At 45.2% G+C, this 12,817-nt stretch carries 14 protein-coding genes; 3 read left to right on the forward strand and 11 right to left on the reverse strand.

Going from position 1 to position 12,817, the window contains the following annotated elements; translation table 11 throughout:
- Positions 1–39: 39 nt before the first annotated feature.
- Positions 40–2,202 (reverse strand): catalase/peroxidase HPI, encoded by a 2,163-nt coding sequence (gene katG, locus L1D21_RS08920; protein WP_239844879.1) that lies wholly within the window; start codon positions 2,200–2,202, stop codon positions 40–42.
- A gap of 411 nt (positions 2,203–2,613) precedes the next feature.
- Between katG and L1D21_RS08925 the strand changes: the two genes are divergently transcribed.
- Positions 2,614–2,880, forward strand: a complete 267-nt coding sequence (locus L1D21_RS08925) for a DUF2986 domain-containing protein (RefSeq protein ID WP_239844880.1) — start codon at positions 2,614–2,616, stop codon at positions 2,878–2,880.
- 81 nt (positions 2,881–2,961) lie between these two features.
- Here L1D21_RS08925 and L1D21_RS08930 read toward each other — a convergent pair whose 3' ends face one another.
- Both L1D21_RS08930 and L1D21_RS08935 read right to left on the reverse strand, forming a co-directional pair.
- Entirely contained in the window at positions 2,962–4,455 is a 1,494-nt protein-coding gene (locus L1D21_RS08930; RefSeq protein ID WP_239844881.1) for an MATE family efflux transporter, read from the reverse strand.
- A 36-nt stretch (positions 4,456–4,491) separates the two neighbouring features.
- The gene (locus L1D21_RS08935) at positions 4,492–5,316 is read right to left on the reverse strand and encodes an ion transporter (protein ID WP_239844882.1); all 825 of its coding nucleotides are present in this window, start codon (positions 5,314–5,316) and stop codon (positions 4,492–4,494) included.
- A gap of 238 nt (positions 5,317–5,554) precedes the next feature.
- Between L1D21_RS08935 and L1D21_RS08940 the strand changes: the two genes are divergently transcribed.
- Both L1D21_RS08940 and L1D21_RS08945 read left to right on the forward strand, forming a co-directional pair.
- Positions 5,555–5,998, forward strand: coding sequence for a L,D-transpeptidase family protein (locus L1D21_RS08940; RefSeq protein ID WP_239844883.1), 444 nt, complete (start codon positions 5,555–5,557; stop codon positions 5,996–5,998).
- 17 nt (positions 5,999–6,015) lie between these two features.
- Entirely contained in the window at positions 6,016–6,633 is a 618-nt protein-coding gene (locus L1D21_RS08945) for a VOC family protein (protein ID WP_239844884.1), read from the forward strand.
- A gap of 19 nt (positions 6,634–6,652) precedes the next feature.
- On the opposite strand, the gene L1D21_RS08950 is transcribed toward L1D21_RS08945, so the two are convergent.
- Genes L1D21_RS08950 through L1D21_RS08985 form a run of 8 tightly spaced genes read right to left on the reverse strand, consistent with a single transcriptional unit; the run spans position 6,653 to position 12,814 of the window.
- Complete coding sequence (locus L1D21_RS08950; RefSeq protein WP_239844885.1) at positions 6,653–7,201, reverse strand: DUF3833 domain-containing protein; 549 nt, start codon at positions 7,199–7,201, stop codon at positions 6,653–6,655.
- On the reverse strand, positions 7,198–7,761 hold the full coding sequence (locus tag L1D21_RS08955) for a chalcone isomerase family protein (RefSeq protein WP_239844886.1): 564 nt from the start codon (positions 7,759–7,761) through the stop codon (positions 7,198–7,200). The genes L1D21_RS08950 and L1D21_RS08955 overlap by 4 nt, the downstream gene beginning before the upstream one ends.
- Before the next feature lie 28 nt (positions 7,762–7,789).
- Positions 7,790–8,293 carry a DUF2878 domain-containing protein gene (locus tag L1D21_RS08960; RefSeq protein WP_239844887.1) on the reverse strand — a complete coding sequence of 168 codons (504 nt, stop codon included), beginning with the start codon at positions 8,291–8,293 and terminating at the stop codon, positions 7,790–7,792.
- Positions 8,271–9,551, reverse strand: coding sequence for a cyclopropane-fatty-acyl-phospholipid synthase family protein (locus L1D21_RS08965; RefSeq protein ID WP_239844888.1), 1,281 nt, complete (start codon positions 9,549–9,551; stop codon positions 8,271–8,273). The genes L1D21_RS08960 and L1D21_RS08965 overlap by 23 nt, the downstream gene beginning before the upstream one ends.
- Before the next feature lie 16 nt (positions 9,552–9,567).
- Complete coding sequence (locus L1D21_RS08970) at positions 9,568–10,353, reverse strand: DUF1365 domain-containing protein (protein ID WP_239844889.1); 786 nt, start codon at positions 10,351–10,353, stop codon at positions 9,568–9,570.
- On the reverse strand, positions 10,350–11,603 hold the full coding sequence (locus tag L1D21_RS08975; RefSeq protein WP_239844890.1) for an FAD-dependent oxidoreductase: 1,254 nt from the start codon (positions 11,601–11,603) through the stop codon (positions 10,350–10,352). Before L1D21_RS08975 ends, L1D21_RS08970 begins: the two co-directional genes overlap by 4 nt.
- Positions 11,600–12,382: an SDR family NAD(P)-dependent oxidoreductase gene (locus L1D21_RS08980; RefSeq protein WP_239844891.1), complete on the reverse strand. Its 783-nt coding sequence runs from the start codon at positions 12,380–12,382 to the stop codon at positions 11,600–11,602. The genes L1D21_RS08975 and L1D21_RS08980 overlap by 4 nt, the downstream gene beginning before the upstream one ends.
- Complete coding sequence (locus L1D21_RS08985) at positions 12,383–12,814, reverse strand: nuclear transport factor 2 family protein (RefSeq protein ID WP_239844892.1); 432 nt, start codon at positions 12,812–12,814, stop codon at positions 12,383–12,385.
- Between the last annotated feature and the right edge of the window lie 3 nt (positions 12,815–12,817).

Consider the following 12,817-nt stretch of genomic DNA (forward strand, 5'->3'; position numbering starts at 1 on the left):
TTATTTAGCCTTCCGGTTGATGATTTATACCAATCAGTATTAAGCTAAATCGAAACGATCTAGGTTCATCACCTTATCCCAAGCCGCTACGAAATCTTTAACAAACTTCTCTTTCGCATCGGCAGAGGCATAAACTTCAGCGACCGCACGCAGTATTGAATTCGAGCCAAACACTAAATCCACACGGGTTCCGCTCCACTTAGGTTTACCCGTCGCTCTGTCTACCGCTTCATACAATTCCTGTGTTTCTGAGGTACTCTTCCACTCACTATCCATACTAAGCAGGTTAATGAAGAAATCATTGCTCAATGTTTCAGCGTTATCAGTAAATACCCCATGTGGTACTTGGTTCACATTGGTTCCTAGTACACGCATACCACCCACTAAAACCGTCATCTCAGGTGCGGTTAAGGTCAGTAATTGCGCCTTATCCAGTAACAAGGCTTCAGCAGGAATACGGTAACGGCCTTTGACATAGTTTCTAAAGCCATCGGCAAAGGGTTCAAGCACAGCGAAAGAGTCAACATCGGTTTGCTCTGCTGTTGCATCGACACGACCTGGAGTAAATGGCACAACAATGTCCACACCCGCATTTTTTGCAGCTAGCTCAACACCGACACAACCACCAAGCACGATAATGTCGGCAATGGAGACAGGTAGAGCGAAGTTTTGCTGAATGTTTTCATAAACCGCCAACACTTTGGCCAATTCCTGAGGTTGGTTAACAGGCCAATCTTTTTGTGGACTCAATCTGATTCTGGCACCATTAGCACCACCACGCTTGTCTGAACCTCTAAAAGTTGAAGCCGATGCCCAAGCAGTTGAAACCATTTGCGAAATAGACAACCCAGAACCGGCAATCTCAACTTTAAGCAAGGCAATTTCATTGGCACCTATGATGTTAGTCGGCGCTTGAGGTAGCGGATCTTGCCAAATTAGTTCTTCGGCTGGCACTTCGCTACCCAAATAACATGCACGAGGCCCCATATCTCTATGTGTCAGCTTAAACCATGCACGAGCAAACGCATCGGCAAACTCTTCAGGGTTTTCCAAGAAGCGACGAGAGATTTTTTCATACGCAGGATCGAAACGCAGCGATAAATCGGTGGTTAGCATGGTTGGAACATGGCTCTTGCTGCTGTCGAATGCATCAGGGATTTCACCTGCGCCAGCGCCGTCCTTAGGTTGCCATTGATGGGCGCCCGCTGGACTCTTGGTTAACTCCCACTCATAGGCAAATAGGTTTTCAAAGAAGTAATTGCTCCACTGAGTCGGTGTTTGTGTCCAAGTCACCTCTAGACCGCTAGAGATAGTATCTCCCGCTTTACCGCTAGCATAGGCACTTTTCCAACCAAAGCCTTGTTGCTCAAGGCCTGCGGCTTCTGGATCTTCACCCACAAGTTCAGCATCACCTGCACCATGTGTCTTACCGAATGTATGGCCACCCGCAATTAGCGCTACGGTTTCTTCATCATTCATTGCCATTCTGGCGAAAGTTTCACGAATATCTTTAGCCGCTGCAACAGGATCTGGATTACCCTCAGGCCCTTCAGGATTCACATAAATCAATCCCATCTGTACCGCAGCTAATGGGTTATCTAAATCACGCTCACCGGAGTAACGCTTGTTACCTTCAAGCCAAACCGTTTCATCACCCCAGTACACATCGTTTTCAGGTTCCCACACATCCGCACGGCCACCGGCAAAACCAAAGGTTTTAAAGCCCATAGACTCTAAAGCAACGTTACCGGTTAAAATCATTAAATCAGCCCAAGAGATCTTACGGCCGTATTTTTGTTTAACAGGCCAAATCAAACGGCGAGCTTTATCTAAATTGACGTTATCCGGCCAACTGTTTAAAGGAGCGAAACGTTGCTGCCCAGTTCCTGCACCACCGCGGCCATCACCCGTTCTGTAAGTACCAGCACTATGCCAAGCCATCCGCACAAACAGTGGACCATAATGGCCAAAATCTGCCGGCCACCAGTCTTGAGAGACGGTCATTAAGGCACGTAAATCACTTTTAACGTCTTCAAGATTAAGACTGTTAAACTCAGCGGCATAGTCAAAATCAGCATCCATAGGATTAGATTTAGTAGAATGTTGATGTAACAGATCGACTCGAAGCTGATTCGGCCACCAATCTTTATTGGAAGTACCGCCACCCACTGCGTGATGCATCGGACATTTACTTGCAGACATAAAGCTAACTCCTTTGTTGTAAGGACAACATTTTATTGAATAGATTAATTATAAACATCTCACTGGGATAGCAAGTTTTGAGCTAGATCAAATTTTCACCCGAACAAAAGGTAAAGATTTGTAAACCTTAAAATTAAATTAAAACAATAAGATAATAAGGGTAAAGAGTGTAAATCACCTTGCTATTCCCACTGGTGACTGATAAGCCAAAATCAGCAGCTTTTGTTGATTAAATCCCTAAAGATGCTATCCAAACACGCATCGTCTCTATGCGAGTAATTCTGGCGACTCGATTCAGATTAGGTTAGAATCCGCCCCCAGTTTAGGTGTATGCAGTTAAAAACGGTTACACTAACCATTAGCATCCTAAATACTCCACGCTATCCCAGTGAGCCGAATAAGCAGGTAGGTATGAACAGAAAACAAAAGATGATGAAAAAGACCGCTAAACGAGCCAAAGCGCGTCACAATAAACATACCCCACCGACGGTAAAAAAGTACGTGTCTAAAGGCGATCGCGCTAAAGAGTTAGCCCGTGAACAAGCCGAAATGGCAGCAAAAGCCAATGAACTTGCCAAAGCTAACGATGATATTGAATCGAAAGATGATGTTGAAGCTACAGCGGAAGTTGAAACAAGTACGGAAACTGAAACAGTTAAAAGCGAAAGCCAAGCCTAGTCACACTTCTAGGCTTAATATTGATTTGGCTTTAAATCCACGAATCACCTGCCGCACCACGAGTTAGCCCATTTAAGCGGGCTAATCCCGTCGCTCACCCACCACGAGTTCGCTGACTTTATTACTTGCCTCACTATCTTGCTCTTCGTTTATTTGCGCCATTTGCGCGCACGAGGAAGAAAGTGGATTAGGACTAATAGGACTCAGTTCTTCATCCAAAGCATCAACGCTGACAGTTTTTGCAACCACAGGGCTATTTTGTACCTTATCGACCAATCGATAAGCAGTCCACACACCTAAGGTGCCGAATAATATTGAGCCTATTACCTGACCCACTAATACGCCTTCAACGCCCCCCCACTGAGCACCATAATAAACGAATGGGATCGTCCCCAGAGTCGCCTTACCCACATTAAACAACGTCGAATACTTGGCTTTACCTAAATTATTAAATGAGGCATTAGCCACAAACAGTGCACCGGAAAACACAAAAAATACCGCGATATAATTGCAGAAAAAGCGGATCAACTCAGCGCCCTCTCCCTGCATCGCAAAGATCACTATGATCTGCTCTTTGAGGATAAACAAGCACACTGAGAGACATACCACATAAGCGGCACAAAACTGAATCGCCTTAGTTAAACTCTCCCTAACACGCTCAAATTGTCGCGCACCAAAATTTTGTCCAACTATCGGTCCAATCGCACCTGATAAGGCAAAAATCATCCCAAAAGCGACTGGCGTTAAACGCCCTAAGACAGCCCAAGCAGCCACAAAACTATCACCAAAATCGGCTATGGCTCGAGTGACCACCACATTGCCTATTGGTGTGGCAATATTGGTCATCATCGCAGGGCCTGCGACAGCAAAAATAGGTTTGAGATCTTGTTTTAAAGCGGGGAATTCGAAGCGTCCAATCAGTTTGTGTTTAACAAATACCCCGTAAGCTGACACAAACAATACTGCGAAACGGGCCAATACTGAGGCTAAAGCCGCGCCTTCTATCCCCATGGCAAGCAGGAAAATGAAAATAGGATCGAACACCAAATTGACGCCGCCACCACAAAGGGTCGACATCATAGATAGTTTGGCGTCCCCCACGGCTCGCAATGCGGCTCCTAGGGCCATCGCTAAACAAATAACCGGCATAGAAGGGACTAAAATATATAAGTAATCTGCTGCCAATTCGGCCGTTTTTCCACTAGCCCCCACTAAGGCTAATAGTTGTGGAATGGAAAAAGAGACCACTATTGCGACGAACACTGATACAACGAGACTCACCACGGCACAATTGAGTAATAAGCGCTTAGCCAGTGCCAACTCTTTTGCCCCAATAGCACGAGAAACCAGCGCACCTAAGGCGATAGAAAGCCCAATACCAATAGATGTGATAAAAAAAGAAATTGAGCCAGCATAACCTACGGCCGCAGCAAGCTCTTGTTCACCCAGTAAACTGAGAAAAAAGATATCCAATAAATCGACGACAAACAGCGCCGATATACCAATAGCTGCTGTTGAACTCATCACCCAAATATGGCGCATGATATCGCCTTCAACAAACTTCGCTTTGCTCATCTCAATCCTTGGATGAAGGGACTAAAGCCCGTTACTCTACATATCGGTTTCAAGTTCACTGCCACATTTATCACAATAAACCGCATTAGATTCATGGCCCATTTTAAGACAGTTACTGCAACGACGAAGGTCTTTCTTACGCACTATCTCTTGAGAAATTTCCGCAGTTAAAATCCCTGTAGGAATGGCAATTATCGAATAACCAATCAACATGGTTAATGCGGCGATGCCCTGACCCAAGGTCGTTTGCGGTGTAATATCGCCATAACCTACGGTGGTGATAGTCACAATCGTCCAGTAGATAGATTTCGGCATAGAACTAAAGCCATTTTCAGGGCCTTCGACCACATACATTACTGCGCTGAGCACCATCACAATCAAACTGACAGAGAAGAAAAACAGAAACACTTTGCGGCTCGACTGCATCATGGCACGCAACAAAATATTGCCTTCGCTGAGATAGCGCAATAACTTGAGTACCCGAAAAATACGGAATAGCCTCAATACCCTAATCACTAAGGTGAAGTTGGCGCCAGGGAACACTAAGGCCAGATAACTCGGCAAGATGGAAAGTAGATCAACCACGCCATAGAAACTACGAGCGTATTGTACCGGCTGCGCCGAACAATAAAGACGCAGTAAATATTCGATGGTAAAAATCAGCGTGAAAAACCATTCAGCAACGCGGATCCATTCGCCATATTGCTGATGAATACTATCAACGGTATCGATAAACACCAGTGCAACACTGAGCACAATACAGACAATCAAACTAATATCGAAATATCGACCAGCCTTGGTATCTGTCCCAAAGATAATCACTCGTAACTTTTGACGGGTAGTCTCACTATTTTCTTGCATCCTAAACAAAAATCCTTGTGAACAGTGACCTAGACAATGTTTGTGTCGCTAACCACAGTTATTGGAAGAAACAGCTCCAGCTTAATCTAAAATGAGGTATCATGAACAGCCGAGCAATGGCTTTATTTTAGTTAAATATAAGATGCGCATACTTTTTAAACCTTTTTTCCTGCTAACTTTATTCTGTTTTAGCGGCTTTTGTTTAGCGACAGCTAGCAGTCAAAGCACCTATGAAAACATGAGTAAAAGTGATATTGGCAAGGTCGATCTTGTGGTGGTCAACAAGTCTGATGCCAGCATGTCGCTAATGCGAAAAGGAAAAGTATTACGCCGCTATAAAATTGCGATGGGCGATCGTCCCACGGGTCATAAACTGCAAGAAGGCGATCAGCGCACACCCGAGGGGCGCTATCTTCTCGATTATAAAAAGTCTGATAGTGCTTACTATCGCGCCATTCATATCTCCTACCCCAATGAAGAAGACAGACTGAGAGCAGAAGCCTTAGGCGTTAATCCCGGTGGTCAAATCATGATCCATGGACAAAACCCTAATTCATCACTGACGCCAGATGAAGCCCAGCGTCTGAACTGGACCGATGGCTGTATTGCACTGAAAAATGATGAAATAGATGAACTATGGCGCGCTATCGATACCGGAACGCCTATCGAGATTTGGCCTTAATTCAGTAAGTGAACCCTATGACACAGCCATCAGCGCCTATCGCGCACCAAACCCTAGACAGCATAACGGCAAACGACCTTCAGCAAAGCTGGGCAAGATTTTCAGCTAAGATAGGCGAGTTTCTCAGCCTGCTGCAACTGGATAAACTGAATCTTGAATGCGACCATGTCGCGCTCAGAGTCAATACTATAACCGCTGCCGACCGTCTATCTCACTATTTTCAAACCCAAGGCAAAGTCATTTCTAACAATATGATTAATGGCCGCCCTATTCTGATCTTTCAGCTTGATAAGCCGTTAATTCTTAGCAGTAATGCTATCGAGTTAGCTATTGAATGTGTGGAGCTACCTTACCCTAGCGAAAAGGCATATCCTGCTGAAGGTTGGGAACATATCGAAATCATCTTACCCGGCGAAGCGCAAACGACACAACAGCTTCAACAGCAGCTACTTGAGGTGGCTCCCCAGCTTAATGAAATTTTCGAGCAAAGGACTGATATCAAAGTGAAGCACAGCTCTCCACAAGGTGAACATGAACGCTTAGCTAATCCCACTATTGCCTTTAAGCGCGCAGACGTCTGTATTAAAGTGCACTCTCATAGCATCAAGGCTATCATTGCATCCGAAGCACAATAAACCATTATACTGATTGGTATTAATCATCTAGCTTCTCGATATAGAGAACTATTTCGCCCACTTTAAAACCAAACTTTGTCATTTCGGTTTTATTGAATAATCGTTTTTCATCCAGCAGGAACATCCAATCATCTAGCGTTAGCTGATAGGTTTCTCCCTCAACCTCCACCAGCAAATCATACTGCCAATACAGCGCTGAGCCCTGAGTTTGCCCCTTAGCGATACCAACCACATCGGCAGCTTGTCCCTGATATTGATTATCCGCGGTTTTAGTCAATTGCCATACTCGGGTCGACTTTTCACCATCATCAAATTCAAACCATTCTTTTAGCTCGCCGGTATCACCTTCCCAATGACCGATTAGGTCAGCATTAAAACGACGCAGCAAGTTGCCCGAGCGATCGAACACCATGCCATAAGCCTTTAGCTTACCTGTAAAAAATTGCTCTAATTTCAGCTCAGGTTGAGTGCCTTTATGTTCATCAAGACTGGCAGAACCACAACCCGATACACCAACTAGCATCAAGCAAAGGCTTCCCCATGCCAATAGATAAGAATAAGCTTTCATCGGTTTTCTCCTAGCAGTTGCCTGCGCAGCTGAGGTTCTGTGGTGTTTTTAGACAGCCAAATGGATAGGAAAGCCTGACCAAAAGCAGGGTCATTAATCATGCCTATCAGCTTATCGTCTAAATAAAACTGGCTCTCTCCGCCTTGAGTCACATAAAGAGTGAGTGCGTCACCAGGCGTGACATCTGGCCATATTTGATTTAACGGTTTCAGCCAAGTGTCAATCGCACTCGCGCTATAACCCAGATGCAGCCATTGCTCGCCAGTCGCTTCGATTAACGCCTGTTTGTCGATATGTTTGTAGTATTCGATTCGCAGCGCTTTGGGATTATTGTCATCGGCGATAAAAGAGGCTGTCGAGCTAAACAGTTGAGCACGGTACAAGGTCCAAAACAGGTAACTCATCTCGCCTTCGCCTAACAAGTTTAACGTCTGCAAATTGAGCCCATTGTCAGTGACTTGATCAGCTGGCATGGTATCTGACGCTGCAGCAAAGCAGCTTTGGCTGATGCCAAGCTGCAAACACAACCACAAGATGAATACTGAAATTAGCCGTAACATCTAATACCTCCATTAAGCCACTTCAAGGTCATTTGGAATCAATCTTGATGGGCATTAATTGTCTGTAACTCATCACCAGCAGAGGCATGAGTACAGCCCAGATAAGCAGTAGTGACATCAACAACTGAATATCACTCAGATGAGTCGTTAAACGAGCCAAGCTCACTCCAGCCCAATAGCTTGATGCGCCGCCCAAGGCACCCAAAATCGATACGATTGCCATGTTACATCGGGTCAACCAATTTAAGCTGTGGTTAAAACTGATGATAAACATGCACCACAGCAGCAGTAACCACAGCGGAAAAAACACATCAGTCTCGCCCGCAACATTAAACTCAAATTGCAATTTATCGACCAGCAATCCTATCGGCACCAATAGCAGTACCTTGCAATCTCGCCTTGGAGAGGGTGACAACAAAAAGTGCACAGCCAATAACCCCACCAGCAGCACTTCGGCATAACTTGGCAGTAATGCAGCGCTAAACCAGCAAAGCTGAAATAGCAGTAGATTAATAATCCAAAACCGTTTCATCACCGGCGCCCAGATAGCGAGGCTTACGACTCACAATGTGATGGGTACTGATCACTCGCTCCTTAAATGCACCCTCGCAGTAACAAAAATAGAACAACCACAAGCGTTTAAAGGTATCGCTGTAACCTAACTCGGCTAATTCTGTCCAACGCTGCTCAAAAGCTATACGCCAATCATTGAGGGTTCTGGCGTAATGCAAACCAATATCTTCGATGTCGCAAATCACCATGTCTGTACGCTCGGCAAGATGTTTCGCCATCACGGCAACCGAAGGTAAACAACCACCGGGGAAAATATACTTTTGAATAAAGTCGGTGCTTTTACGGTATTTATCGTAGCGAGCATCACTGATGGTGATCGCCTGAAGCAACATTTTGCCGTCAGCCTTCAGAAGCTTGTTACAGGTGTCGAAGAATGTCGGCAGATATTCATGCCCCACAGCCTCAATCATCTCAATAGACACCAGCTTGTCATATTGCCCTTGGAGTAAACGATAATCTTGTTTCAGCAGCGTGATCTTATCGCTAAGCCCTGCCTTGATAATGCTTTGCTGAGCAAACTCATGCTGAGCCTCTGAGATAGTCGTGGTGGTCACTTGGCAGCCGTAATGGGTTGCCATATAAATGGCTAATCCGCCCCAGCCAGTACCTATCTCGATAACATGGTCAGACTCTTTAAGCGCCAGCTTTTCACAGATGGTGCGCATCTTATTTTGCTGAGCCTCAGCTAAACTCTTGGCCTCGTCGCTGTATACCGCACAAGAATAAAGCATGCTGTTATCTAAAAAGCGTTGGTACAGTTCGTTACCGATATCATAATGAGCAAGAATATTGCGCTTTGAACCTTGCTGGGTATTACTGTTTTTCTGTCTAATAAACAGGTTTTTAATTCGTGATAACCAGGCCATTTTGCTTTCGATTTCATCCAGTTTGGCTTGATTACGTGCCATCACTTGGATCAGTTTGGTCAAATTTGGGCTGGTCCATTTTCCATCAATGAAGGCTTCTGCCGCACCTATGCTGCCGCCCATAATCACATCTTTATAGAAGCTTGGATCGTGTACCACAATTTGCCCCGTCAATTGAGCATCGCGTTGACCCAATAGCAGATGCTCATCCCACTCGATCAATTCGATACAGGCATCATCTAGCTCGGCCAATAGTCTGATGATCAATTTACGGTATTTGGCATTATCTCCCAGAGTGAAAGCAACTCGGCGAGATTTAAGTGTCCTGTTTTGTTTAACTAATTGTTCCATTTCAACCTCGCTACAGTTAATCGGCTTTCACATTCGATTCGGGGTGGGCAACAAAGGGCACTCGTTTAATCCATAATTTCAATGCCTGCCAGTAGATCCCCAGCAACATTTTGAGTGTCATCGATGGCGTTCCTAGCCAGAGTTTCGACAAAGCTTTTGCTGTTACTCTTTGCTTTGTCATGGCTAAAGTGGCATCAAACACTTTGCTATTTTTATGATTTTCAATATGTATCAATGCCTTATCATCAGGTGGAGTGACACGCCAATGATAGGTCATCTCCATCTCCATAAAGGGCGAAACATGAAAAGCTTTATCGACTTTCATCGACCCAGTTAACGACACCAAATAGTAATGTCGTTGCCGCCACGGAGTGTTACTGACTTCGGCCAACATATATTGGCATTGCTGCTGTTGGTCATAGCAAAAGTAAAAATTGATTGGACTAAAATACAGCCCTAAACAACGACATTGAGCCAACATCAACACTCTGCCATCGGCCTGCCACTCGCCTCCGAGCGCGTTAACTTTCTGTGCAATACGCTGCTTAAGGCTGCCAGGTTCACTTATGAGGTAATCTTTTTCATTAAAGCGGATGGGATTAAACCAATGCTTGCCAAAAATGAAGCTGCGCTGCAACAAATGAGGCAACTCGTCGAGATCTAGCCCCATCATGTAAAGTCGATAACGAAAGGCATGAGGGATTGCGCCAAAGCGACGATGACGAACTTGCCCTACATAGATACCGCTATGCTCCTCAGGCTGCTCTTTCCTAGCACTCGGTCTGTCATCATTCTGGCTCATAAGGTCAGTCCAAATCGCTGCGTCACATCGAGGGCGCTACGCACACCATCTTCATGGAAGCCGTTGTACCAATAAGCACCGACAAAGTGAGTGTGCTGTTTGCCACAGATCTTGCTGCGCTGCTGTTGCGCTGCAACGCTTGACTCATTTAACACCGGATGATGATAAACAAATTGGCGTAGCACTTTTTCTGGGGCGATTTCATTACTCTGATTTAAAGTGACACAGAAAGTGGTATCGCTGTCGATCCCTTGCAGTATGTTCATATTGTAAGTCACGCAAGAAGGTCGGCTTAAATTGTCATCCAACATATAATTCCAACTGGCCCAAGCTAAGGGTCGTTTGGGTAACAAACTGATATCAGTGTGCAGTACAACTTCGTTGCGACTATAGGGTATCGCGCCTAATATCGCTTGTTCATCTGCAGTCGCATCTTGCAGTAACCCTAGAGCTTGGTCGGAATGACAAGCAAAAATCACCTCATCGAACTGCAAGTTGCGACCATCACTAAACTGCAGTAACACGCCGTCACTATTACGACTGACATAGACGATGTGAGCTTGGGTTTGCACCGGTTTAGACAGCTCAGCTAAGATTTTTTGCACATACACTCGAGAGCCACCGGGCACAACATACCATTGTGGTCGGTCGCTAATATTAAGTAAGCCATGGTGATAGAAAAACTGGATAAAAAATTTCAGCTCAAATTGACGCATTTCATCCAAACTGGTCGACCAAATTGCCGCGCCCATGGGCAAAATATAATGCTCACAGAAAAACTCACTAAAGCCATGTTGTTGTAAAAAGTCGCCTAAGGTGCTTCCTTCAGCAATAGTCTGTTGATGAAATGCTTGTTTGCAGAGTTTGTTGAATCGCAGAATTTGCCGGATCAATGACCAAAACTGTGGCCGAAACATATTACGACGCTGAGCAAATAACGAGTTCAAGCCATGACCGTTATACTCAAACCCGCTTTGCCTATGATGCACACTGAAACTCATTTCGGTGGCTTGGCCTTGAATACCTAACAAGTTCAATAACTGATTAAAATGTGGGTAGGTTCTGTCATTGAATACAATAAAGCCGGTGTCGATGGCATAATCTTGATTTTCATGTGTAATATCTACCGTCGCGGTATGCCCCCCCACGTAATCATTCTTTTCAAAAACAGTCACATCGAACTGCTTATCGAGTAAATAGGCACAGGTTAACCCTGAAATGCCTGACCCAATAATGGCGATTTTTTTCATGCTTTAGTCATCCTTCTCGCTAATCTGCGCCATAAGGAAAAAGGCAGCCAAGATAAAACGCGCATAATGAATATAAAATGGCGAGGAAAACAGATTTCACGCTTTCCCTTTTCAAGCCCACTAATAATGTGTTCAGCCGCCTGCTGCGGTGACACTATCATTGGCATGGCGAAGTTATTACGATCGGTTAAGGGCGTTTCAACAAAGCCCGGATGAACCCAGCTCACCTCAATATCGTGTTGAGCCAAATCGACCGCTAACACCTTAGCAAGATAAGTTAGCGCCGCTTTCGATGCGCCGTAGGCCTCAGCTCTTGGCAGAGCTAACATCTGCGCGCTAGAGCTAACTAACACCAAACGACCGCCGGGTTTTATGGCACTGAGCCAGGCCTGCAGGGCATAGCCCACAGAGATAAGATTTATCTGGATAACACGCTCAAACTTTTTAGCATCAAAATTGAGCGCATCGTCGATATACTCACAATCACCCGCATTGAGGATCAGTAAATCTAATTCTCCCTGTTCTGCACTAAGTTGGGGATAAGCCTCAAAGCCGGTTAGGTCGAAACACAAATGACTAATCCTGCCTTGTTCAGTCCCCTGCTCTACCTGCGATTGGGCTGGCTTAGCGGAGGCCAACTGTGCGAGTTTGCTTTGGCTACGGCCGCAAGCGATAACATGATGGCCTTGACTGACATAGGCCTTAGTAAGCGCCTCACCGATACCTGAAGTTGCGCCAGTGATAAGGATGTTTTTTTGAGTAGCGTGAGTGGTCTTCATCTATTTCACCGCTCGGCGTTTTATCAGCCGCACTAATGCCCCCAACACCGGCACATGTTCATACAACATGGCTCCGGCATCGAGATAATCGCGATGATAAATCACTTTATTGTCTTGGGCTCGAAGGTGTGAATGGCCAGAAATTGTAATGAGCTCCCCACCGTTCAACTGCTTATGGCGAAAACTCATGGTCCAATAAACCGCGGCCTCTTGCTGAGACTCAAGAACCTGATCGACCTTAAAATCACAACTGAGTAAATTCTGATAGAGATGCTCAAAGTAATCGACCAGAGACGGCAACCCATTGAGTCGATGTAATGGATCGCAAAATTCAATATCGGGATGATATACCTGTCCAAGTGCGGCAAGGTTATCTTTCGATAACTCACTGTATACCGAGATAAAGTTTTGTAACCACAAGGATTGCGCCATGAT

The sequence above is a fragment of the Shewanella sp. Isolate11 genome, from assembly GCF_022398315.1.
In the GTDB taxonomy this organism is placed as follows: domain Bacteria; phylum Pseudomonadota; class Gammaproteobacteria; order Enterobacterales; family Shewanellaceae; genus Shewanella.